Origin of the sequence: Proteus sp. G2300 (assembly GCF_009915965.1) — a bacterium.
Taxonomy (GTDB): Bacteria; Pseudomonadota; Gammaproteobacteria; order Enterobacterales; family Enterobacteriaceae; genus Proteus; species Proteus vulgaris.
This window is the reverse complement of the sequence record NZ_JAABNK010000004.1, coordinates 205,993-230,907: the sequence shown is the minus strand read 5'-3', so window position 1 is coordinate 230,907 and position 24,915 is coordinate 205,993. Positions and strand designations below refer to the sequence as shown.

At 40.6% G+C, this 24,915-nt stretch carries 21 protein-coding genes and 1 rRNA gene; 19 read left to right on the top strand and 3 right to left on the bottom strand.

Translation table 11 applies throughout. The annotated features are described in order from the left end of the window. Positions 1-52: 52 nt before the first annotated feature. Positions 53-1,595, bottom strand: a 16S ribosomal RNA gene (locus tag GWI97_RS02330). A 494-nt stretch (positions 1,596-2,089) separates the two neighbouring features. Between GWI97_RS02330 and GWI97_RS02325 the strand changes: the two genes are divergently transcribed. Then, positions 2,090-2,776: a FadR/GntR family transcriptional regulator gene (locus GWI97_RS02325; protein ID WP_036933543.1), complete on the top strand. Its 687-nt coding sequence runs from the start codon at positions 2,090-2,092 to the stop codon at positions 2,774-2,776. Between the two features lie 80 nt (positions 2,777-2,856). Next, positions 2,857-4,251 (top strand): multidrug transporter subunit MdtD, encoded by a 1,395-nt coding sequence (mdtD, locus tag GWI97_RS02320; RefSeq protein ID WP_036933541.1) that lies wholly within the window; start codon positions 2,857-2,859, stop codon positions 4,249-4,251. 70 nt (positions 4,252-4,321) lie between these two features. On the opposite strand, the gene rbsK is transcribed toward mdtD, so the two are convergent. Then, positions 4,322-5,254 carry a ribokinase gene (gene rbsK, locus GWI97_RS02315; RefSeq protein ID WP_036933539.1) on the bottom strand — a complete coding sequence of 311 codons (933 nt, stop codon included), beginning with the start codon at positions 5,252-5,254 and terminating at the stop codon, positions 4,322-4,324. Between the two features lie 280 nt (positions 5,255-5,534). On the opposite strand from rbsK, the gene ravA reads away from it, so the two are divergent. Together ravA and viaA are read left to right on the top strand one after the other, a co-directional pair. Beyond that, a complete protein-coding gene (gene ravA / locus GWI97_RS02310; protein ID WP_036933537.1) occupies positions 5,535-7,034 on the top strand; it encodes an ATPase RavA in 1,500 nt (499 codons plus the stop codon). Between the two features lie 7 nt (positions 7,035-7,041). Beyond that, entirely contained in the window at positions 7,042-8,499 is a 1,458-nt protein-coding gene (gene viaA / locus GWI97_RS02305; protein ID WP_036933535.1) for an ATPase RavA stimulator ViaA, read from the top strand. Here viaA and asnA read toward each other — a convergent pair whose 3' ends face one another. Continuing rightward, complete coding sequence (asnA, locus tag GWI97_RS02300) at positions 8,500-9,492, bottom strand: aspartate--ammonia ligase (protein ID WP_036933533.1); 993 nt, start codon at positions 9,490-9,492, stop codon at positions 8,500-8,502. Between the two features lie 159 nt (positions 9,493-9,651). On the opposite strand from asnA, the gene asnC reads away from it, so the two are divergent. From asnC to glmS, 15 genes are all read left to right on the top strand, one after another. Continuing rightward, positions 9,652-10,113 (top strand): transcriptional regulator AsnC, encoded by a 462-nt coding sequence (asnC, locus tag GWI97_RS02295; RefSeq protein ID WP_036933532.1) that lies wholly within the window; start codon positions 9,652-9,654, stop codon positions 10,111-10,113. A 100-nt stretch (positions 10,114-10,213) separates the two neighbouring features. Continuing rightward, complete coding sequence (gene mioC, locus GWI97_RS02290; protein ID WP_087803786.1) at positions 10,214-10,654, top strand: FMN-binding protein MioC; 441 nt, start codon at positions 10,214-10,216, stop codon at positions 10,652-10,654. Between the two features lie 377 nt (positions 10,655-11,031). Further along, positions 11,032-12,930, top strand: a complete 1,899-nt coding sequence (gene mnmG, locus GWI97_RS02285; RefSeq protein WP_161751825.1) for a tRNA uridine-5-carboxymethylaminomethyl(34) synthesis enzyme MnmG — start codon at positions 11,032-11,034, stop codon at positions 12,928-12,930. Then, on the top strand, positions 12,927-13,553 hold the full coding sequence (gene rsmG / locus GWI97_RS02280) for a 16S rRNA (guanine(527)-N(7))-methyltransferase RsmG (protein WP_036933523.1): 627 nt from the start codon (positions 12,927-12,929) through the stop codon (positions 13,551-13,553). Before mnmG ends, rsmG begins: the two co-directional genes overlap by 4 nt. Before the next feature lie 613 nt (positions 13,554-14,166). Then, positions 14,167-14,544, top strand: a complete 378-nt coding sequence (gene atpI / locus GWI97_RS02275) for a F0F1 ATP synthase subunit I (RefSeq protein WP_036933520.1) — start codon at positions 14,167-14,169, stop codon at positions 14,542-14,544. 31 nt (positions 14,545-14,575) lie between these two features. Then, on the top strand, positions 14,576-15,400 hold the full coding sequence (atpB, locus tag GWI97_RS02270) for a F0F1 ATP synthase subunit A (protein WP_023583322.1): 825 nt from the start codon (positions 14,576-14,578) through the stop codon (positions 15,398-15,400). Between the two features lie 45 nt (positions 15,401-15,445). Beyond that, positions 15,446-15,685, top strand: coding sequence for a F0F1 ATP synthase subunit C (gene atpE, locus GWI97_RS02265; protein ID WP_004246596.1), 240 nt, complete (start codon positions 15,446-15,448; stop codon positions 15,683-15,685). A 61-nt stretch (positions 15,686-15,746) separates the two neighbouring features. Further along, on the top strand, positions 15,747-16,217 hold the full coding sequence (gene atpF, locus GWI97_RS02260) for a F0F1 ATP synthase subunit B (RefSeq protein WP_036933518.1): 471 nt from the start codon (positions 15,747-15,749) through the stop codon (positions 16,215-16,217). A 12-nt stretch (positions 16,218-16,229) separates the two neighbouring features. Next, entirely contained in the window at positions 16,230-16,763 is a 534-nt protein-coding gene (atpH, locus tag GWI97_RS02255) for a F0F1 ATP synthase subunit delta (protein WP_036933515.1), read from the top strand. A 14-nt stretch (positions 16,764-16,777) separates the two neighbouring features. Further along, entirely contained in the window at positions 16,778-18,319 is a 1,542-nt protein-coding gene (gene atpA, locus GWI97_RS02250; protein ID WP_036933514.1) for a F0F1 ATP synthase subunit alpha, read from the top strand. Between the two features lie 58 nt (positions 18,320-18,377). Continuing rightward, entirely contained in the window at positions 18,378-19,241 is an 864-nt protein-coding gene (atpG, locus tag GWI97_RS02245; RefSeq protein WP_036933511.1) for a F0F1 ATP synthase subunit gamma, read from the top strand. A gap of 34 nt (positions 19,242-19,275) precedes the next feature. Continuing rightward, positions 19,276-20,658 (top strand): F0F1 ATP synthase subunit beta, encoded by a 1,383-nt coding sequence (gene atpD, locus GWI97_RS02240; RefSeq protein ID WP_023583323.1) that lies wholly within the window; start codon positions 19,276-19,278, stop codon positions 20,656-20,658. Positions 20,659-20,679: 21 nt separating this feature from the next. Beyond that, positions 20,680-21,096: a F0F1 ATP synthase subunit epsilon gene (locus GWI97_RS02235; protein WP_006534340.1), complete on the top strand. Its 417-nt coding sequence runs from the start codon at positions 20,680-20,682 to the stop codon at positions 21,094-21,096. A gap of 152 nt (positions 21,097-21,248) precedes the next feature. After that, on the top strand, positions 21,249-22,622 hold the full coding sequence (gene glmU / locus GWI97_RS02230; protein WP_036933507.1) for a bifunctional UDP-N-acetylglucosamine diphosphorylase/glucosamine-1-phosphate N-acetyltransferase GlmU: 1,374 nt from the start codon (positions 21,249-21,251) through the stop codon (positions 22,620-22,622). 159 nt (positions 22,623-22,781) lie between these two features. Next, positions 22,782-24,608: a glutamine--fructose-6-phosphate transaminase (isomerizing) gene (glmS, locus tag GWI97_RS02225; protein ID WP_036933505.1), complete on the top strand. Its 1,827-nt coding sequence runs from the start codon at positions 22,782-22,784 to the stop codon at positions 24,606-24,608. Positions 24,609-24,915 lie beyond the last annotated feature (307 nt).

Sequence of the window (24,915 nt, the reverse complement as noted above, 5' to 3'; positions counted from 1 at the left end):
TTCTTCATCAGACAATCTGTGTGAGCACTGCACATAACACGTATCTCTTAGGTAAGGAGGTGATCCAACCGCAGGTTCCCCTACGGTTACCTTGTTACGACTTCACCCCAGTCATGAATCACAAAGTGGTAAGCGCCCTCCCGAAGGTTAAGCTACCTACTTCTTTTGCAACCCACTCCCATGGTGTGACGGGCGGTGTGTACAAGGCCCGGGAACGTATTCACCGTAGCATTCTGATCTACGATTACTAGCGATTCCGACTTCATGGAGTCGAGTTGCAGACTCCAATCCGGACTACGACAGACTTTATGAGTTCCGCTTGCTCTCGCGAGGTCGCTTCTCTTTGTATCTGCCATTGTAGCACGTGTGTAGCCCTACTCGTAAGGGCCATGATGACTTGACGTCATCCCCACCTTCCTCCGGTTTATCACCGGCAGTCTCCTTTGAGTTCCCGCCATTACGCGCTGGCAACAAAGGATAAGGGTTGCGCTCGTTGCGGGACTTAACCCAACATTTCACAACACGAGCTGACGACAGCCATGCAGCACCTGTCTCAGCGTTCCCGAAGGCACTCCTCTATCTCTAAAGGATTCGCTGGATGTCAAGAGTAGGTAAGGTTCTTCGCGTTGCATCGAATTAAACCACATGCTCCACCGCTTGTGCGGGCCCCCGTCAATTCATTTGAGTTTTAACCTTGCGGCCGTACTCCCCAGGCGGTCGATTTAACGCGTTAGCTCCAGAAGCCACGGTTCAAGACCACAACCTCTAAATCGACATCGTTTACAGCGTGGACTACCAGGGTATCTAATCCTGTTTGCTCCCCACGCTTTCGCACCTGAGCGTCAGTCTTTGTCCAGGGGGCCGCCTTCGCCACCGGTATTCCTCCACATCTCTACGCATTTCACCGCTACACGTGGAATTCTACCCCCCTCTACAAGACTCTAGCCAACCAGTTTCAGATGCAATTCCCAAGTTAAGCTCGGGGCTTTCACATCTGACTTAATTGACCGCCTGCGTGCGCTTTACGCCCAGTAATTCCGATTAACGCTTGCACCCTCCGTATTACCGCGGCTGCTGGCACGGAGTTAGCCGGTGCTTCTTCTGCGGGTAACGTCAATTGATAAAGGTATTAACTTTATCACCTTCCTCCCCGCTGAAAGTACTTTACAACCCTAAGGCCTTCTTCATACACGCGGCATGGCTGCATCAGGCTTGCGCCCATTGTGCAATATTCCCCACTGCTGCCTCCCGTAGGAGTCTGGGCCGTGTCTCAGTCCCAGTGTGGCTGATCATCCTCTCAGACCAGCTAGAGATCGTCGCCTAGGTGAGCCATTACCTCACCTACTAGCTAATCCCATATGGGTTCATCCGATAGCGCAAGGTCCGAAGAGCCCCTGCTTTGGTCCGTAGACGTCATGCGGTATTAGCCACCGTTTCCAGTAGTTATCCCCCTCTATCGGGCAGATCCCCATACATTACTCACCCGTCCGCCGCTCGTCAGCAAGAAAGCAAGCTTTCTCCTGTTACCGCTCGACTTGCATGTGTTAGGCCTGCCGCCAGCGTTCAATCTGAGCCATGATCAAACTCTTCAATTAAAAGTGTTTGATGCTCAAAGAAATCGAAAACTTAGCTATTCATAAATGAATTTACTTTTGTTGTTCACTCTTCAAGACTTGATACATCTAATATTTTAGAAGATATCGTCTCTGCGAGTGCCCACACAGATTGTCTGATAATTTGTTAAAGAGCAGTGCAACATTCGCTGCCGTTTCCGGTCTTCTGCGTTGTTGCGAGGAGGCGTATATTACGTTATTCCTCTGAAGAGTCAAGAGTTTTTTCAAACTTTTTTCTTTTCTCTTCGCTGTCCTTCGTGGCTGTTGTCAGCTCATCGTCGGTCAGTGGATGCGCATTATAGGGAGATCTCGGATTAGCGCAAGTGTTTTTTTAAAATAATTTTTCGTTCGCTTTTTTTTTCAGCAAAACACGGAAAAACGCTCTATTTCTATGCTAATAGCGTAAAATCCGAACAGCTTTCTATAGCTGACTCACGTAAGATAGAAGATAAATTATGGTATAGGTAACCTTTATTATGCAATTTAGCGACCAACGTTCAGCTTCTCAAAAAAACCTTTCTTATATTGTTGCTGAAAAATTAGGTAAACAAATTCTTTCTAGTCATTACGAACCTGAATCTTTGTTACCAGGAGAAATAGAATTAGCAGAATTACTCTCTGTTAGTAGAACCGTTATTCGAGAAGCGATAAAAATGCTTGCGGCAAAAGGAATGCTTTTACCTCGCCCAAGAATAGGCACTCGAGTAACACCAATGCAGAACTGGAACTTATTAGATAATGATCTTCTTAATTGGTGGATAGACAGTGGTGAATTTAATAAAGTCAGCCACTACTTTCATCATGTTCGTTTAGCTATAGAACCTCAAGCTTGTTATTTAGCTGCATTTAATGCAACCGAAAGCCAAAAACAGTCTCTTGCTTTATTCGGCAGAGAAATGCAATTGCTTGATGATAATTTTGATAGGCAACATTGGTTAGATATCGATACTCAATTTCACTATCTTATTTATCAAGCCAGTGGCAATCCATTCTTTGCCTCTTTTGGCTCATTATTTCTTTCTGCTTATAAAAAGTATTTCGATCTTATTGTGGGTAATGAAACTGTTCAGCCAGAAACACATAACCAGATTGTTCAAGCTATTATTGATGGTGATGGCAATAAAGCACGCGATCTCTGTTTAATCTTATTAACGAGTGATTGAATAGTTTTAATACAAAAATTGTAGGTTTTCTGTTTATAATGAAGCGATAATCAAAATATAGAACAGACGGTATATGCTTCATGTTGAAATCCGCCAAAAATATGTCTGGGTTGCCTTGGATAGCTGCAATGGCTTTTTTTATGCAAGCTCTCGATGCAACCATTCTTAATACGGCATTACCTGATATAGCCAAGAGCCTTAATCACTCACCGCTCGCCATGCAATCTGCCATTATTAGCTACACATTAACTGTGGCATTATTAATTCCAGTTAGTGGATGGCTAGCCGACAGATTTGGAACTCGCCAAATTTTTATTATTGCAGTTTCTTTATTTTCTGCAGGTTCTTTATTATGTGCACTTTCTCCTAACCTCTCTTTTCTTGTTATTTCACGAATTATACAAGGAATAGGAGGGGCAATGATGATGCCTGTTGCACGACTTGCTTTATTAAGAGCCTATCCACGTAGTGAATTATTGCCTATTTTAAACTTTGTTACGATGCCAGGGCTTGTTGGTCCAATAATAGGACCTCTCTTAGGCGGGATACTGGTCACTTATGCCTCTTGGCATTGGATATTTATTATTAATATTCCTATTGGCCTATTAGGTATTTTCTATGCCATAAAGCATATGCCTAATTTCACCATGCCAAAACGTAAGTTTGATTTACTTGGTTTTATTTTCTTTGGTTTTGGCTTAGTGATGCTTTCCGTTAGTCTTGATCTTTTTGGTGATAAAAATATCTCTCGCTACATCCCTATAGCCGTTATTTTAGGTGGTTTTTCTTTACTTGGTTTATATATCAATCATGCAAGACGCCACCAGCAACCACTTATTCCATTAAATATATTTAAAACACGGACCTTCTCTGTTGGTATTGCAGGAAATATCGCAACAAGACTAGGGACTGGCTGTATTCCTTTTTTAATGCCGCTTATGTTGCAAGTCGGTTTTGGTTACCCAGCTATTGTTTCCGGTATGATGATGGCGCCAATGGCTCTGGGCTCTATTTTAGCCAAATCATTTGTCACCAAGATCTTAGTGAAATTTAGCTATCGCCGAACGCTCTTTGCTATCACTATTATTATTGGTTTGATGATCGCTCAATTTTCACTTCAATCTCCTGACATGTCTATTTACTATCTTGTTATTCCGCTCTTTTTATTAGGTGTGGTCATGTCGATACAATTTACATCAATGAATACAATTTCATTGGCAGACTTAACAGATAATAATGCAAGTTCAGGAAATAGTGTTTTAGCTGTCACTCAACAATTAGCGATTAGTTTTGGTATTGCCGTTAGCGCATCTATCTTAGGATATTTTGATACTGAAAATGTAGGCTCGACTGTAGATAACTTCCACTATACTTTTATTACCGTAGGCATTATTACGTTACTATCCTCCTTCGTGTTTTTACTCCTTGATAAACATGATGGCGATAACCTCACAAATAAAAAGAAAAAAAGCTAATTACTTTTATTCAGACTAAAATAGAAAAGAGAGCTTAAGCTCTCTTTTTATTTCTGCTTTATAAAGAAGATCACGATAACGATGTAGATAAAAAAGTATCAACTTCATGACGCCAAGGTACAGAAGGCTGAGCACCAGAACGAGTCACAGCAATTGCAGCCGCAGCATGAGCAAATTTAATCGCTGTCATCATAGGCTGTCCTTCTAATAAAGCAGTTATTAAAGCCCCATTAAAGGTATCACCAGCAGCTATGGTATCTACGGCTTTCACTTTAAAAGCTGGAACAATACAACCCCTATTATTTTGTTCACTCACCCAAACACCACGACTGCCTAATGTAATAAGCACTGTTTTAATTCCTTTATTATGTAAAACCTCTGCTGCTTGCTGTGCACTTTCATCATCAACGACTTTAATTCCAGTCAAATATTCAGTCTCGGTTTCATTGGGCGTAATAATATCCACCAATGAAAGTAATTCATCAGGTAGTGCTTGAGCAGGAGCCGGATTTAATATTACCTGCACATTTTCTTGTTTTGCAATTTCAGCTGCTTTTAACACCGAATCAAGAGGTGATTCTAATTGCATTAATAACGCATCGGCTTCTTTTATAATACCGCCATGACGTTGCACATAATGTGTATCTAACCGACCATTAGCACCAGCATGAATACCAATGACATTTTCTCCCTGCTGATTAACAAAAATCAGGGCAACACCGGTTGATTCATCATCAATTAACTCAATACTATGAGTTTTAATGTTGTCAGTAATTAATTGGGCCTTAGCTTTTTGGCCAATATCATCATTTCCCAAACAAGCAAGAAATGAAATATTAGCCCCACAACGCCCAGCAGCGACTGCTTGATTCGCTCCTTTACCGCCGAATACCAGTTGAAATTGATTACCTGAAATGGTTTCACCAGGAAGCGGAAAGTGGGCAACATTAAGAATATGATCAGCATTAACACTACCTAAAATCACAAGTTTCTTCGCTTCCATGATTTTTCCTTACTCTCAATAATAAATTCTAAATGTATAGCATAAATAACATGCAATATTTTAAACCGATCATCTCAGTAACATTAATGGAAAAATGTGATCACCATCGAAACGTTTCGCTAGTAAAACAAAAAAGAACCAAAAATAAGCAGTAGGAAGCTGAATCGATTTTTGTTATAAACAATTTGTGTGCTAATAGAATGTTTGACTATATGTCAGCGATCCTTTTCTGATATTTTCGGGGAATAATGAAAATAAGTACCCACTATTAGGAGTGTTTATGCAACTAGCAGAACGGATTTCACAACTTAGCCAATACCTTGAGACTGGCCTTTATGAGCGACAGTCTGCTATCCGTCTTTGTTTACTTGCCGCACTGAGTGGTGAAAGTGTTTTTTTACTAGGTCCTCCTGGAATTGCTAAAAGCTTAATAGCAAGAAGGATGAAAGAAGCTTTTAAAGAGGCAAAAGCATTTGAATATTTAATGACACGTTTTTCCACACCGGAAGAAATTTTTGGCCCTTTATCTATTCAAGCTTTAAAAGATGAAGGTAAATACCAACGTTTAGTTGATGGCTATTTACCTGATGCTGAAGTAGTCTTTCTTGATGAAATATGGAAAGCGGGGCCTGCTATTCTCAATACGTTATTAACAGCCATAAATGAACGTAAATTTAGAAATGGAGAAACTGAAGTTTGCATCCCCATGCGCTTATTAGTTTCAGCTTCGAATGAATTACCTGATGCAGATAGTAGTCTTGAAGCACTTTATGACCGAATGCTAATCCGAATTTGGCTAACAAAAGTGCAAGATAAGAAAAACTTTCGTGCTTTACTCGTTAATAAAGAAGTTGGTTCTTTTCATATTCCGGCCCATATTCAAATTACCACAGAAGAATTTTCACGCTGGCAATCAGAATTAGAAAAAATCACATTAGATGACCATTTATTCGATTTAATTTATCAACTTCGTGAGTCTTTAGATAAAAGTGATACTGCTCCTTATGTTTCTGATAGACGTTGGAAAAAAGCGGTTCGTCTTTTACAAGCCAGTGCATTCTTTAATGGTCGTAGTACTATTTCTCCATTAGATCTTATTTTATTAAAAGATTGTCTTTGGCACGATCAAGCATCATTTGCATTATTAGATAAACTGTTACACAACCTTTTAACAGAACAAGCTTACCACCAGCTAGAATTGATCAGAAAAACAGAGGGTTTGTGGGCTGAGTGGATGCAATCAACGAGAAGCAAACAAGATCAACAAGCTTTTCGTTTTGAAAAACAAAGTGGAATATTTGGCCGTAATGTTCATTTTAATCTGCCAGAAAAAATGCAGGCAGATAAATATACGCTGTTTTTACACATACCTCTGCATATTCATAGTATTCAAGTTAACTTTATTACATTTGAACACAAAGCATTAGAAAACTTCTTATCCAAAGGAGAAGAATTGTCTGCACGTTTAAATGGTATTGGTTTTCCTCAATCTATTAATGCTCAAATTCGCCCAGATGGCATATTAGAAATTTTAGATGTAAGTCGACGCACAACTTCTCTTTACCAACAACAAGAAACAGCACCTACGCCCCTTATTGAGAATAACAATGAGTGGCAAGATAAAGTAAAAGATCTGACTCAAGAAATTTATGGTGAACAAGAAAAATTTAATCATCACCAACCAAATTTATTTATTGATAATGATTGGCTTATCTCCATCGAGCAAAGTTTTGTTCAGCTAAATGAAAAACTCTCTCAATTAAAAAGCCAAATAAAGTGATGATATTATGCTGACACTTTCGACATTAGATATGCTTTTAGCTATAAATGAAGGACAACTTATAGAAGAAGTTATTATTGCTATATTAGCCTCTCCTCAATTAGCTGTTTTTTTTGAAAAGCACCCAAGATTAAAAAAAGCATTACTTAAAGATATCCATCAATGGAAAAAAAGCTTACAACAAAGAGTTAAGGAAACATTAGTCCCCACAATGGTTGCTGATGAGTTTGCTCTTTATCAACAAACACAATCCTTAGGTAATGCGATATTTAATCAGCAAGTTGAACATATTCTTGCTGAATTAAATAAATTAGACTCCTCTTTTATTGAAGAAGCCTCCCAGCTTATAAAAACAAACAAACCGTTTTCTCCAGCTCAGCAAGCTTTGTTTATCCAACACTGGCGGATAAGTTTAATTTTCCAAGTCACGGCATTACACAAAGCCTTATTTGACCAAGAACAAGAGCAACTCCTCGCAGAACTACAAGAACGTTTAGCATTAAGTGGAAGCTTAAGTAACACCTTCTCAGAAAATGAGCGTGCAGCAGGGCGTTTATGGGATATGAGTAAAGGTGTTTTAACAAAAACCCCTTTTGATGAAAAAATAATTCAGCGCTATAGCGATTTTCTTGATCAACAACCTGAATTACATAAACTCGCAAGTTTGTTAGGCCGAAGCAAAACAGCGAAATCACTCCCTGAAGAGAGTGTTATCTTTGAGCCCATAACAATCGTTGAAAAAGCACCTGATACGACACCAGAGCAAGTTAACGGTATTGGGCTTAGTGACGATATCTTACGCTTACTCCCAGCCGAGCTCGCTTTATTAGGTATTAATGAAATAGAGTATGAGTTTTATCGAAAGCTGGTGGAAAAACAACTTAATACTTACCGATTACAAGGTGATAATTGGCAAGAGCGTACTGTCTTGCGCCCAGTAACTCATCATCATGATGAAGAAAGGCCTAGAGGACCATTTATCGTGTGTATTGATACATCGGGTTCAATGGGAGGTTTTAATGAACAGTGCGCAAAAGCTTTTGGGTTAGCATTGATGAAAATAGCGCTTGCTGACAATCGTTCGTGTCATGTGATGCTATTTTCAACGGAAACGGTACATTACCAGTTATCCTCATCTAACGGTCTACAAGATCTTATCAAATTTTTAAATCAATCATTTAGAGGGGGCACGGATTTAAGTGCCTGTTTGGATGATGTTGCAGAAAAACTAAATAGCCCTGCATGGAAAGATGCTGATGCTGTTGTTATTTCTGACTTTGTCGCCCAAAGGTTACCCGAAAACCTAATCAACAAAATCAAAAAAAGCCAACAGCAACAGCACAATCGCTTCCATGCGGTTACCCTATCCAATTACGGTAAACCCAGCATCATGAAAATATTTGACCATATATGGCGTTTTGATACTGGATTAAAAAGTCGTTTACTTCGACGCTGGCGTCAATAATTACAGCATATCAGCGAAAGCTAAACGGGTATCTTTTTCCCACACACCGCACTGCACTTGTCCAATATGCTCTTTTTGCAGAAGTAGCATTACTAAACGCGATTGACCGATACCACCACCAATAGTTTGTGGCATATCGCCATGCATTAATGCTTTGTGCCAATCAAGCTCTAAGCGCTTAGTATCATCTGTCAGAGTTAACTGGCGCATTAATGTTTCAGGATCAACACGGATACCCATTGATGACAACTCAAACGCATCTTGTAATACAGGGTTCCAGACTAAAATGTCACCGTTTAAACCTTCAAATCCCTCTTCGTTTGGTGTCGTCCAGTCATCATAATCAGGCGCTCTAACATCATGAGATTCGCCACTTGAAAGTTTGCCACCAATACCAATTAAGAAAACGGCACCATATTCTTTTGCTATCGCTTTTTCACGACCTTTAGCATCAAGGTCAGGATAACGGCGCAATAACTCTTCAGTGTGGATAAATTGAATTTGATCTGGTAGGAACGGTACCAGACCAAATTCTTCGCTGACGGCTTTTTCAGTTTCTTTTATTGCCTGATAAATTTTACCCACTGTCTGCTTAAGATAAGGAACAGTACGATCCTTAGCTTCCATCACTTTTTCCCAGTCCCACTGATCAACATACACTGAGTGGATCTGAGTTAAGCGATCTTCGTCTGGTCGCAACGCTTTCATATGTGTATAAAGCCCCTGACCAGAACTAAATCCAAAACGACCTAACGTTTTACGCTTCCATTTAGCTAATGAATGAACGACTTCAAAGGTAGAATCTGGTAAAGATTTGACTTTAACTTGTACCGCCTTCTCATGCCCAGATAAGTTATCTTGAGTTCCATCACCAAGGCGACTTAAGATCGGTCCTTGAACTTCAATCAGTCCTAATTCTTTTTCCAGCAGGCGAGAAAAATATGATTTAACAAAGCTAATTTGCTGTTGAGTCTGAATGAATGATTTTTCCATTTTTATGTCCCTAGTGGTGATGTTGTGTTTCGCTGATATAGATTAAGCAACAAAATGGGTACTAAATTCAATATACTTCATTAAAAATAGCCTTGCTTGTTTTAAATCGTTAAAAATAACGTTATAAAAATGTATTATCGTTAAAAATAGGAGGAGTTTATGGACAATATTTATCAGATCGACAATCTCGATCGTGACATACTTCACGCATTAATGGCGAATGCGAGAACACCTTACGCTGAATTAGCCAAAAAATTCGAAGTAAGCCCGGGCACAATTCATGTTCGTGTAGAAAAAATGAAGCAAGCGGGAATTATTACGGGAACACGTGTCGATATTAGTGCAAAGCAATTAGGTTTTGATGTCTGCTGTTTTATTGGCATCATTTTAAAAAGTGCAAAAGATTACCACACAGCATTAGACAAGTTAGATAAGTTAGATGAAGTAGTAGAGGTGTACTACACAACAGGGCAATACAGTATTTTTATTAAGGTAATGTGTAAAAGTATAGAAGCGCTACAAGATGTACTTATCAACAAAATTCAGACAATTGATGAAATTCAATCAACCGAAACATTGATCTCTCTGCAAAACCCGATAATGAGGACGATCAAGCCATAAGGATAAATTCTTATTTTTTTTTATAACCACATTATCCACAGGTAGATCCCAAGTGATTCACAGCGTACAATAGCGCGTCTTGAACATAAGGAGATCATTAATGAAAAAAGTCACTCTAATTAGTGGCAGTACCATGGGTAGTGCTGAATATGTCGCAGAACATCTTGCAGAGATCTTATCTGAAGAAGGTTTTGAGACTGATGTGCACCATGGCCCTTCACTCAATGATCTTCCAAATCAAGGGATCTGGCTGGTGGTTACCTCCACACATGGTGCAGGCGATATTCCTGACAACCTACAGCCTTTTGCTGATGAGATTTCGGCAAACGCTATTGATCTTAGCAATGTCTCTTTTGGTGCTATCGGTATAGGAAGTAGTGAATACGACACTTTCTGTGGTGCGATCAGAACATTGGATCAAAAATTAATAGAGAAAGGGGCTACTCGCCTTGGTGATCGTCTCGAAATTGATATTCAAAAGTATGACATTCCGGAAGATCCAGCTGAAGAATGGATAGCTTCTTGGAAAAATTTACTTTAATTTGCACAAAAAAACAGCAAACAGATGTGGATAACTCTGCCTAAAAGCAGGGGTTAACCCGTAGTTATCCATTGTATAAGCCTCTATCAAGAAATGACCTGTGCATAAGTCGTCATTTTGATCCCAGCTTATCAGCAGATAGATCACGGATCATTCACAGTATATGATCCTTTACACTTTTATGATCTTTAAATAGAAAATCCACTTATCCACAGAGGATCGCTTCCTTAATAAAAGATCTAATAAAGAGATCTTTAAATAAAAAGATCTTTAAATAATTACCTGCGGATCAGCTCGCTTGTATCTGTCAAAAAGTTGAGTAGAATTCGTTTTCCCAATGCAACACATTCAGCATTCGTAACATTTAAGGTTCACACATGTTTTATCCAGAACACTTTGACGTCATCGTCATTGGTGGTGGTCACGCCGGTACAGAAGCCGCTATGGCAGCAGCTCGTATGGGGCGTCAAACCCTATTACTGACCCACAATATTGATACTTTGGGCCAAATGTCTTGTAACCCAGCTATTGGTGGGATTGGTAAAGGGCATCTGGTAAAAGAGATCGATGCCATGGGTGGATTAATGGCAACCGCTATTGACCATGCTGGTATTCAATTTAGAACCCTTAATGCAAGTAAGGGGCCCGCTGTAAGAGCCACAAGAGCACAAGCAGACCGTGTTCTTTACCGCCAAGCAGTTCGTACAACACTTGAAAATCAACCTAATTTGATGATCTTCCAACAACCAGTAGAAGATCTGATTGTTGAAAATGACCAAGTAACGGGTGCAGTTACCCGTATGGGATTAAAATTCCGTGCTAAATCAGTTGTTTTAACTGTAGGAACTTTCCTTGATGGAAAAATCCACATTGGTTTAGAAAACTACAGTGGTGGACGAGCAGGAGATCCACCTTCAGTATCGCTATCACACCGATTACGCGAATTACCTTTACGTGTCGGTCGATTAAAAACAGGAACACCACCACGTATTGATGCTAGAACCATTGATTTTAGCCAATTGGCTGTTCAATTAGGTGATACACCGATGCCTGTTTTTTCGTTTTTAGGTAATGTGGATCAACATCCGGAGCAAATACCTTGCCATATCACATACACTAACGAAAAAACTCACGACGTTATTCGTAATAACCTCGATCGTAGCCCAATGTATGCTGGAGTCATCGAAGGAATAGGGCCTCGTTATTGCCCATCTATTGAAGATAAAGTGATGCGATTTGCTGATCGTAATTCGCATCAGATCTTTTTAGAGCCAGAAGGTTTAACCAGTAACGAAATTTACCCAAATGGTATTTCAACAAGCTTACCTTTTGATGTTCAAATGCAAATCGTAAATTCTATGAAGGGTATGGAAAATGCGAAGATCATTAGACCGGGTTATGCTATTGAATATGACTTTTTCGATCCCCGAGATCTAAAACAAACTTTAGAAAGCAAATTTATCAATGGGTTATTCTTTGCTGGCCAAATTAATGGCACAACAGGCTATGAAGAAGCGGCTGCTCAAGGGATGTTAGCAGGCCTTAATGCTGCACGTTATGCCTATGATCAAGATGGTTGGTTCCCACGTCGTGATCAAGCTTACATTGGTGTATTGGTTGATGATCTTTGTACTCTTGGTACAAAAGAACCATACCGTATGTTTACGTCTCGTGCGGAATATCGCTTGATGTTACGTGAAGATAATGCTGATTTACGTCTGACAGAAATAGCTCGTGAATTAGGCATGGTTGATGATAACCGTTGGGCACAATTTAGTGAAAAAGTTGAGCTTGTTGAAAAAGAACGTCAGCGTTTAAGAAATATATGGGTTCACCCTCAAGCTGATAACCTTTCTGAAATCAATAAATTACTAAACACACCGTTATCTAAAGAAGCGAATGGTGAAGATTTATTGCGTCGTCCTGAAATGACGTATGACATACTAAAAAATATCACTCGTTTTGCACCGGGTATTGATGATTCAAGACCACAAGCGGCAGAGCAAGTTGAGATCCAAGTAAAATACGAAGGTTATATTAACCGCCAACAAGAAGAGATCGAAAAAAAGCTACGTAATGAAAATGCGGCACTGCCGATAGATCTCGACTACAAGCAAGTGAGTGGGTTATCTAACGAAGTTATTGCCAAACTTAACGATCATAAACCGACATCTATCGGTCAAGCATCAAGGATCTCAGGTGTAACTCCCGCCGCCATCTCTATTTTATTAGTATGGTTAAAAAAACAAGGCTTATTACGCAGGAGCGCATCATGAGTGACTTACTTAATCGGCTAAAAAAGCTGGCTAAGCAAGCCAATATTGAGCTAACAGATATTCAAGCTGAAAAGTTAACGGGTTATGTGATGATGCTTGATAAGTGGAATAAAGCGTATAACCTGACCTCAGTAAGAGATCCACAGCAAATGCTAATCCGCCATATATTGGATAGTATTGTGGTTAGCCAATACCTTGAAGGCGAAAGATTTATTGATGTAGGTACCGGGCCAGGATTACCCGGTATTCCTTTGGCGATAATGCGTCCCGATCATCACTTTGTCTTATTGGATAGCTTAGGTAAGCGCGTTCGCTTTATGAAGCAAGTTCAACATGAATTAGGGCTTCATAACATCGAGCCTATTCAATATCGTGTTGAAGAATACCAACCTGAGAAACCTTTTGATGGTGTTATCAGTCGTGCATTTGCATCTATGAAAGACATGCTTTCTTGGTGTTCTCATTTAGTGGCTGAAGAACAAGGGTATTTTTATGCATTAAAAGGACAAATTCATCAAGAAGAGTTGGATGAACTTGCTGATAGTGGCTTAAAGGCACCTAAGAAAGTGATCAGTTTATCCATTCCTGAATTGAATGAACAAAGACATTTGGTGATTATTTAGTCAACCTTTGTGTGTCTTATTGACCTTTTTTTCATTTTTTGTGCTCTGGCGATAACATTTACAATGTTATCGCCATTTGTTTTATGGGGAATTATAAGAAGCATTGAATTTTACTTTAATAAAACAATAAATTAACATTTTATTATCTTTCGTGTTAATTCGCTTTGTAGCCTGAGTTTTTCTTATTTTATTTCCAAAATAAATTAATAATTCTGTGCATTATAAAAATATTGAATTTATTTAATTGAAAATGAGTCAATTTTTTTTCAATTCGTACTAAATTTTTCATAAAAAGGAAGTTAATTGTTAACTCAGTTGTATATTTTATGAAATAAGTTTTATTTATACTTTTATATTTGTGATATATATCACGCTATTTATTTTATTCGGCTCTATTATTTTTACTCTTTTTGTCCTTAATCATTTTTCATAAATGGAACCTTGGTAAGAAATTTAAATTAATCTTCACTTTTTCGCTACTTATTGATTGAATTCATTGCCACGCCCCGTATAATTTGCTCGTTTTTGTCACTTGACACTTTATAGCAAAGACAGTTTGATACATCATTCAGTAATACCTTTTACGATAGCTAGTCTGGAGAATACAAACGTCATGTCTGTCTCCCTCTACAACGGGAAAGTTGCACTGAAACTGTTATTTTTGCAGTTTATGACTTTTGTTATTCTCAGTGCGGTTTTCTACTTAAAGAGTACAGACTGGAGTTTTTCGGCTTTTTTAGGCGGAATAGCATGTTGGTTACCCAATATTGCTTTTTTATTGTTAATGCGCTTACAAAAAGTCAACGAAGAAGAAGCTCCAGTTCGCATAAACTGGCTTTTTGCTTTCAGTGAAGGGTTGAAGGTTATATTATCAATAGCCTTGCTGATTGTTGCTTTAGGAGTGTTTAAAGCGGCATTTGCACCACTGGTCATGACCTACTTAGCGGTGCTTGTTATGCAGGTCGTTGCACCAGCCGTCATTAACGGTTAGCGTTTTTAACAACAAAAGGGTAATTGGCATCATGTCTGCATCAGGAGAAGCATTAACCACTAGAGACTACATAGGTCACCACCTGAATAACCTTCAGTTGGACCTACGTACTTTCGAGTTGGTCAATCCCCATGCTGAAAATGCGCCATCATTCTGGGTGTTAAATATTGACTCACTTTTCTTTTCAGTATTAATGGGAGCATTATTCCTATGGCTGTTTAGAAAAGTAGCAGTAAGAGCAACCAGTGGCGTACCGGGAAAATTCCAGACTGCAGTAGAAATGATCATCGGTTTCGTTGATAGCAGCGTTCGTGATATGTATCACGGAAAGAGCAAGGTCATTGCACCTTTGGCATTGACTGTGTTCGTTTGGGTGCTGTTAATGAATGCCCTGGATTTATTACCAATCGACTTCATCCCTTATATCGGTGAACACATCTTAGGGTTACCAGCGTTACGCATCGTTCCAACTGCGGACGTGAGTATTACTCTTTCGATGGCAATTGGTGTATTTATCCTGATCCTTTTCTATAGCATTAAGATGAAAGGCATTAAAGGGTTTACTAAAGAGCTGACGTTACAGCCTTTTAATCACCCTATTTTTATTCCTATCAACTTAATCTTGGAAGGGGTAAGCCTGCTATCAAAACCTGTTTCACTCGGTCTTCGACTGTTTGGTAACATGTATGCAGGTGAACTGATCTTTATTCTTATTGCTGGTCTGTTACCGTGGTGGTCACAGTGGTTATTAAGCCTTCCTTGGGCGATATTCCACATATTGATTATTACGTTACAAGCCTTTATTTTCATGGTTCTAACGATTGTTTATCTGTCGATGGCATCTGAAGAACATTAATTATTAACTCTTTGAAGAAATAACTGAAACAAACTGGAGACTGTCATGGAAAACCTGAGTATGGATCTGCTGTACATGGCTGCCGCTATTATGATGGGTTTAGCTGCAATCGGTGCTGCAATCGGTATCGGAATCCTCGGAGGCAAATTTTTAGAAGGTGCTGCTCGTCAGCCTGATCTGATCCCTCTTCTGCGTACACAGTTCTTTATCGTTATGGGTCTGGTTGACGCCATCCCAATGATTGCTGTGGGTCTGGGCCTTTACGTGATGTTTGCTGTTGCCTAATGATGGCAATGAGCAGTAAAAGCATCAAGTTAGTTAATAACCAAGAAAGAGGTATTGTGCTGTGAATTTAAATGCAACAATCCTCGGCCAGGCCATCGCATTTGTCCTGTTTGTTTTGTTCTGTATGAAATTCGTATGGCCACCAATTATGGCGGCCATTGAAAAACGTCAAAAAGAAATTGCTGACGGTTTATCATCTGCAGAACGTGCGAAAAAGGACTTAGATTTAGCGAAAGCCGATGCAGGCGATCAACTAGCAAAAGCAAAAGCAGAAGCGCAAGCAATTATTGAGTCAGCGAATAAACAGCGCACTCAAATGATTGAAGAAGCTAAAGCGGAAGCAGAGCTAGAACGTAGTAAGATCGTAGCGCAAGCTCAATCCGAACTGGATGCAGAGCGTAAACGTGCTCGTGAAGAACTTCGTAAACAAGTCGCAATGCTGGCTATCGCAGGTGCCGAGAAAATTATTGAACGTTCCGTGGATGAAGCTGCTAATAGCGACATCGTTGATAAACTGGTCGCTGAACTGTAAGGAGGGAGGGGCATGTCTGAAATAGCAACTGTAGCTCGCCCCTACGCCAAAGCAGCTTTTGACTTTGCTGTGGAAAACCAGGCTGTCGATAAATGGCAGGTTATGCTGGCGTTCACCGCTGAAGTAGCACGCAATGAGCAGGTAACCGAATTACTTTCTGGTTCTTTAGCATCAGAAAAACTGGCTAACATCTTCGCCGACCTCTGTGGCGATCAATTAGATGAACATGCTCAGAATTTAATTCGTGTTATGGCTGAGAATGGCCGTTTATCAACGTTGCCTGAAGTATTGAGCCAATTTATTCAATTGCGCGCAGTACTCGAGTCAACGGTTGACGTTGAAGTAACATCTGCCATTGAGCTAACTAAACAGCAGCTAGCTAACATTTCTGCAGCGATGGAAAAACGTCTATCACGCAAAGTGAAGCTGAATTGCAAAATTGATAAGTCTGTTATCGCAGGCATGATTATACGCGCCGGTGACCTCGTCATCGATGGCAGTATTCGTGGCCGTTTAGAGCGATTAACTGACGTCTTGCAGTCTTAAGGGGACTGGAGCATATGCAACTGAATTCCACTGAAATCAGCGAACTGATCAAGCAGCGCATTGCTCAGTTCAATGTAGTGAGTGAAGCTCACAATGAAGGTACGATTGTTTCCGTCAGTGACGGTATCATTCGTATCCACGGTTTAGCCGAAGTTATGCAGGGTGAGATGATCGCACTGCCGGGTAACCGTTTCGCTATCGCACTGAACTTAGAGCGCGACTCTGTTGGTGCGGTTGTGATGGGTCCTTATGCTGACTTAGCAGAAGGCATGAAAGTTAAATGTACAGGTCGTATTCTGGAAGTGCCTGTAGGGCGTGGTCTGCTTGGCCGTGTGGTAAACACACTGGGTGAGCCGATTGATGGTAAAGGTGCAGTAGAGCATGATGGTTTCTCACCTGTTGAGATGATTGCTCCTGGTGTTATCGACCGTCAATCCGTTGATCAGCCTGTACAAACAGGTTACAAATCCGTCGATGCCATGATCCCAATCGGTCGTGGTCAGCGTGAATTGATCATCGGTGACCGTCAAACAGGTAAAACTGCTCTGGCTGTCGATGCGATTATCAACCAACGTGATTCTGGCATTAAATGTATTTATGTCGCTATTGGTCAGAAAGCCTCTACTATTTCGAACGTTGTTCGTAAACTAGAAGAACATGGCGCGCTAGAAAATACCATTGTTGTTGTTGCTTCTGCATCAGAATCAGCAGCGTTGCAATACCTCGCGCCTTATTCAGGTTGCGCAATGGGTGAATACTTCCGTGACCGTGGTGAAGATGCTCTGATTATTTATGATGACCTGTCTAAACAGGCTGTCGCATATCGTCAAATTTCACTGTTACTTCGTCGCCCACCAGGACGTGAAGCATATCCAGGTGACGTTTTCTATCTGCACTCCCGTTTACTTGAGCGTGCTGCTCGTGTGAATGCTGAGTACGTAGAAGCTTTCACTAATGGTGAAGTTAAAGGTAAAACCGGCTCTCTGACTGCGTTACCAATTATCGAAACGCAAGCAGGGGACGTTTCTGCATTCGTTCCTACGAACGTAATCTCTATTACCGATGGTCAGATCTTCTTAGAATCTAACCTGTTTAACGCAGGTATCCGTCCAGCTGTTAACCCAGGGATCTCCGTATCTCGTGTAGGTGGTGCAGCTCAGACTAAGATCATGAAGAAACTTTCTGGTGGTATCCGTACTGCACTTGCGCAGTATCGTGAGCTGGCAGCATTCTCACAGTTCGCTTCTGATCTGGATGATGCTACCCGTAAACAATTGAACCACGGTCAGAAAGTGACTGAATTGCTAAAACAGAAACAGTACGAGCCAATGTCTGTCGCACAACAGTCTTTATCACTGTATGCAGCAGAGCGTGGTTATCTGGAAGATGTTGAAATTTCAAAAGTTGTGCCATTTGAAGCGGCTTTATTAGCTTATGCTTCTCGTGAACATGCTGATTTATTGAAAGAAATCAACCAGACTGGTTCTTATAACGAAGAAATCGAAGCGAAGCTGAAAGGCGTGCTAGAAAACTTCAAAGCGACTCAGTCCTGGTAATAACTATTCGGCCTAATAGTTAAACATTAGGCCGTCTGGTTCATGAGGAGAAGCAGAAATGGCCGGCGCAAAAGAGATACGTTCGAAGATCGCCAGTGTGCAAAACACACAGAAGATCACTAAAGCGATGGAGATGGTCGCCGCGTCGAAAATGCGTAAAACGCAGGAACGCATGGCAGCCAGCCGTCCTTATGCAGAAACCATGCGCAGTGTGATTGGTCACCTTGCGTTAGGGAATCTGGAATACAAACATCCATACCTCGAAGAGCGTGAAGTTAAACGTGTCGGGTACCTGGTTGTTTCGACCGACCGTGGTTTGTGTGGTGGTTTGAACATTAACTTGTTCAAAAAACTGCTGGCAGACATGAAAGAGTGGTCTGAAAAAGGTGTACAGGTAGATTTAGCTCTAGTGGGTTCTAAAGCCGCTTCATTCTTCGGCTCTGTGGGCGGAAATGTTGTTGGTCAAGTAACCGGCATGGGCGATGATCCAAAACTGTCAGACCTTATCGGTCCAGTCAATATCATGTTGCAGGCTTATGACGAAGGTCGTTTAGATAAACTGTATGTGGTGGCAAATAAGTTCATCAATACCATGGCTCAAGAGCCTAAAATTCTTCAGGTTTTACCATTACCACCAGGTGATGATGAAGAGCTGAAAGAAAAATCTTGGGATTATCTGTACGAACCTGATCCTAAGGCGTTACTGGATACTTTACTGCGTCGTTATATCGAATCGCAGGTTTACCAGAGCGTCGTAGAGAACTTAGCGAGTGAGCAGGCCGCCCGAATGGTCGCGATGAAAGCCGCTACAGATAACGGTGGTAACCTGATTAAAGAGCTGCAATTGGTGTACAACAAAGCACGCCAAGCAAGCATTACTCAGGAACTTACAGAAATTGTGTCTGGTGCAGCCGCGGTATAACAGCTAGGTTTACGAATTACGTAGAGGATTCAAGATGGCTACTGGAAAGATTGTCCAGGTAATCGGCGCCGTAGTGGACGCCGAATTCCCTCAGGATAGCGTCCCTAAAGTGTATGACGCTCTTGAGGTTATGAATGGTAAAGAAAAACTGGTGCTGGAAGTTCAGCAACAGTTAGGCGGTGGTATCGTTCGTTGTATCGCAATGGGTACATCAGACGGTTTAAGCCGTGGCTTAAAAGTTGAAAACTTAGGCCACCCAATTGAAGTACCAGTAGGTAAAGCAACACTGGGACGTATCATGAACGTTCTGGGTACACCTATTGATATGAAAGGTGATATTGCAACTGAAGAACGTTGGTCTATTCACCGTGAAGCACCAACCTACGAAGAGTTATCAAACTCACAAGAACTGCTTGAAACCGGTATCAAAGTAATGGACTTAATCTGTCCGTTTGCTAAAGGTGGTAAAGTAGGTCTATTCGGTGGTGCGGGTGTTGGTAAAACAGTTAACATGATGGAATTGATCCGTAATATCGCGATCGAGCACTCAGGTTACTCTGTATTTGCTGGTGTTGGTGAGCGTACTCGTGAGGGTAATGACTTCTATCATGAAATGACAGATTCTAACGTTCTTGACAAAGTATCGTTAGTTTATGGTCAGATGAATGAGCCACCAGGAAACCGTCTGCGTGTAGCACTGACGGGTCTGACTATGGCTGAAAAATTCCGTGATGAAGGCCGTGACGTACTGTTATTCGTCGATAACATCTATCGTTATACCTTAGCCGGTACAGAAGTATCAGCACTGTTAGGTCGTATGCCATCAGCGGTAGGTTACCAGCCAACATTGGCTGAAGAGATGGGTGTTCTGCAAGAACGTATCACTTCAACCAAAACAGGTTCAATCACCTCTGTACAGGCTGTATACGTACCTGCGGATGACTTAACTGACCCATCACCAGCAACAACGTTTGCTCACTTAGATGCGACAGTTGTACTGAGCCGTCAAATTGCTTCATTAGGTATCTACCCTGCGGTTGACCCACTGGATTCAACCAGTCGTCAATTAGACCCACTGGTAGTTGGCCAAGAGCACTATGATGTCGCTCGTGGTGTTCAGTCTATCCTGCAACGTTATCAGGAACTGAAAGACATCATCGCTATCTTAGGTATGGATGAACTGTCAGAAGAAGATAAACTGGTTGTTGCGCGTGCGCGTAAGATCCAGCGCTTCCTGTCACAGCCATTCTTCGTTGCTGAAGTATTTACCGGATCACCAGGTAAGTTCGTTTCCCTGAAAGACACTATCCGTGGCTTTAAAGGCATTCTGAACGGTGATTATGACCACCTGCCAGAGCAGGCGTTCTACATGGTTGGTACTATCGAAGAAGCAGTAGAAAAAGCTAAGAAGCTTTAATACGGCTGACGGGAGGTTGATATGGCCGATACATCGTTCCACCTGAAAGTTGTCAGCGCTGAAAAGCAGTTATATGACGGCGAAGTCAAACGAATTCAGGTAACTGGTAGCGAAGGTGAGCTCGGTATTTATCCGCAGCATACCCCGTTATTAACTGCCATAAAACCGGGCATGGTACGTGTCGTAAAAACATCGGGCGAAGAAGAGGTTATCTACCTTTCAGGTGGTATTCTCGAAGTTCAGCCGACGGGCGTCATTGTACTGGCAGATACAGCTATCCGTGGTCGTGATTTGGATGAAGCGAAAGCGTTGGAATCTAAGCGTAAAGCTGAAGAACACATTCAATCCTCTCATGGTGATGTTGATTATGCTCAAGCATCAGCAGAATTAGCCAAAGCGATTGCAAAACTACGTGTAATCGAACTGACTCGACGTTGATGTAAATAGGCAGTCTATGAATAAAAAAGCCAGTTGGTTCTTAGCTAACTGGCTTTTTTGCGTCATGAAATATTTTGTGTGACGAAATATGTAGTATTATTTGGCATAAACAGGTTTACTTGCCATTCTTTACGGGAGTTATCAGGTTAATTATGTCTAATTCAGCTAAAAGCGTTGTTATTCTTGCTGCGGGAAAAGGCACCCGCATGTATTCACAGTTACCTAAAGTTCTTCATAAACTTGCGGGTAAATCCATGGTTCAACATGTGATTGATACTGCTAAGTCATTAGGTGCTCAACAAACACACCTTGTCTATGGACATGGTGGTGAACTAATGAAAGAAAAATTAGGTTCACAACCTGTTAATTGGGTACTACAAGCAGAGCAACTAGGAACGGGTCACGCAATGCAGCAAGCCGCGCCTTTCTTTGCTGATGATGAAGATATCCTGATGCTTTATGGTGATGTTCCTCTTATCACCAAAGAAACATTAGAACGTTTAATTGAAGTCAAACCAGAAGGCGGTATTGGTTTATTAACGGTTATTTTAGATAATCCAACTGGCTATGGTCGTATTGTTCGTGAAAATGGTGAAGTAATTGGCATTATCGAACAAAAAGATGCGTCTGAAGAACAACTCAAAATTAATGAAATCAATACCGGCATTTTAGTCGCAAACGGTGGTGATTTAAAACGTTGGTTAGGTAAGCTCGATAATAACAATGCACAAAAAGAGTATTACATTACTGACATTATCGCGTTAGCGCATAAAGAAGGTCGTAAAATTGAAACGGCTCATCCTCGTCGCCATAGTGAAATGGAAGGGGTGAATAACCGTTTACAACTGGCTGCATTAGAACGGATTTACCAAACAGAACAAGCAGAACGCTTATTACTCGAAGGTGTCATGTTGCTTGATCCTGCGCGTTTTGATTTACGTGGTACGCTAACTCACGGTAAAGACGTCGTGATTGATACTAACGTGATTATTGAAGGCGATGTCACTTTAGGCAATAACGTTGAAATTGGTACAGGGTGTGTTCTAAAAAACTGTGTGATTGGTGATGATTCTATTATCAGCCCATATACGGTGATCGAGGATGCAAATTTAGCACAAGAGTGTACTGTGGGGCCATTTGCACGTCTTCGCCCGGGTAGTGAATTGGCGGATAAAGCTCACGTTGGTAACTTTGTTGAGATGAAAAAAGCAAGTTTAGGTGTTGGCTCTAAAGCCGGTCATCTGACTTACTTAGGTGATACTGAAGTAGGTGCTAATGTTAATATTGGTGCTGGGACTATCACTTGTAACTACGATGGTGCGAATAAATTCAAAACAGTTATTGGTGATGATGTCTTTATTGGTTCCGATACTCAGTTAGTGGCGCCAGTTACTGTTGCTAATGGTGCAACCATTGGTGCAGGAACAACACTCACTAAAAACGTGAATGAAAATGAATTAGTGATCAGTCGAGTTAAGCAAACTCATATCAGTGGATGGAAACGTCCAGTGAAGAAAAAACAATAATTTTAAGAGAAGGGCGTATATTTCATTAGCGCCCTTTTCTTGTACGCTATTATTCTAAAAACAAAAAAATATCCCCGCTTTCTACAATGGCTTGGGGAATAAACCAATCAGGTATAGACATCCAAGTGCGAAAAAACGCACAGTTTTAGGAATAACACAATGTGTGGAATAGTAGGTGCAGTTGCACAACGCGATATCGCTGAAATATTAATTGAAGGCTTACGTCGTTTAGAATACCGCGGTTATGATTCTGCGGGGTTAGCCGTTGTTGATAATGACTGCAAAATGACGCGGTTGCGTGAAGCTGGCAAAGTACAAATGCTGGCTGAAGAAGCAGATAAAACACAAGTCATTGGTGGCACAGGTATTGCTCATACTCGTTGGGCAACACATGGTGAACCTTGTGAAGATAATGCGCATCCTCATGTATCTGGCACGATTGCGGTGGTACATAATGGCATTATCGAAAACTACCAAGAACTGAAAGCAGAATTAATTAAAAAAGGGTATCAGTTTGCTTCACAAACTGATACCGAAGTCATTGCTCATCTAGTGAACTGGGAGCAGCGTCAAGGTGGTACATTACGTGAAGTAGTGCAACGCGTTATACCTCAATTACGCGGTGCTTACGGTACGGTTATTATGGATAGTCGTACACCTGAATTATTAGTCGCTGCTCGCTCTGGTAGTCCGCTGGTGGTTGGCCTTGGTGTGGGAGAAAATTTCCTTGCTTCTGACCAATTGGCTCTATTACCTGTTACTCGTCGTTTTATCTACCTTGAAGAAGGGGATATTGTTGAAATTACCCGTCGCCACGTTCATGTTTTTGATGTAAATGGCAATGAAGTTGATCGTGATACGATTGAATCTAACGTTCAATACGATGCGGGTGATAAAGGTGTTTATCGTCACTACATGCAAAAAGAGATCTACGAACAGCCTCTCGCGATTAAAAATACGCTTGACGGCCGTTTAAAATCAGAAACGATTGATCTGAGTGAGCTAGGCCCTAAAGCTGAAGAGATCTTATCTAAAGTTGAACACATTCAAATTGTAGCTTGTGGAACGTCTTATAATGCAGGTATGGTTTCTCGTTACTGGTTTGAATCTTTAGCTGGAATTCCTTGTGATGTCGAAATCGCATCAGAATATCGCTATCGTAAACCAGCAACTCGCCGTAATAGCTTACTGATCACATTATCTCAATCAGGTGAAACTGCGGATACTTTAGCCGCTTTACGCTTATCCAAAGAATTAGGTTATTTATCCTCTTTAGCGATTTGTAACGTTGCTGGCTCTTCTTTAGTCCGTGAATCTGAATTTGTCTTAATGACTAAAGCAGGTGCTGAAATCGGCGTTGCCTCGACAAAAGCATTCACAACACAATTAACCGTTCTATTAATGCTGGTGGCATATATGGGACGGATTAAAGGTGTTGCGACATTAGAACATGATGTTTCAATAGCATTACACGCATTACCAAGCCGTATTGAAAGCATGTTATCGAAAGATAAAGTGATTGAAGCGTTAGCTGAAGACTTCTCTGAAAAAAGTCATGCTTTATTCTTAGGTCGTGGCGACCAATACCCGATTGCGGTAGAAGGTGCTTTAAAGTTAAAAGAGATCTCTTATATTCATGCTGAAGCGTATGCCGCTGGCGAATTAAAACATGGCCCATTAGCATTAATTGATGCGGATATGCCCGTTATCATTATTGCGCCAAACAATGAGTTATTAGAGAAATTAAAATCTAATATCGAAGAAGTTCGGGCTCGTGGTGGCTTACTGTATGTGTTTGCTGATCAAGATGCTGGCTTTGAAGAAAATGAAACGATGAAGCTGATTTCCTTGCCTCATGTTGAAGAGCTTATTGCGCCAATTTTCTATACTGTACCATTGCAGCTGTTGTCTTATCATGTTGCTTTAATTAAAGGCACGGATGTGGACCAACCTCGTAACCTAGCAAAATCAGTTACGGTTGAATAAAAATTAGCTTTTTATAAAGAATTTATTGTTAATTATACTTAAACCCAGTGAAATTTTAACCGATACACTGGGTTTTTTATTATATTTACAGTACGTTGGATCTATAGTTATAAATAAAATTTATTAAATTAGTAGAGGGATTCTAATTTACAGTTAGCATAAAAATAAAGAAATGAAAAATAAATAATGAGTGATACTTAACTTAGAGAGCAACTGACTAAGTTTAATAAAATTATAAAAATATACTTTTTATAAGAATAATTTGTTTTCCATAAAGAATAAAAAATATTTTATTTTTTTAAATAAA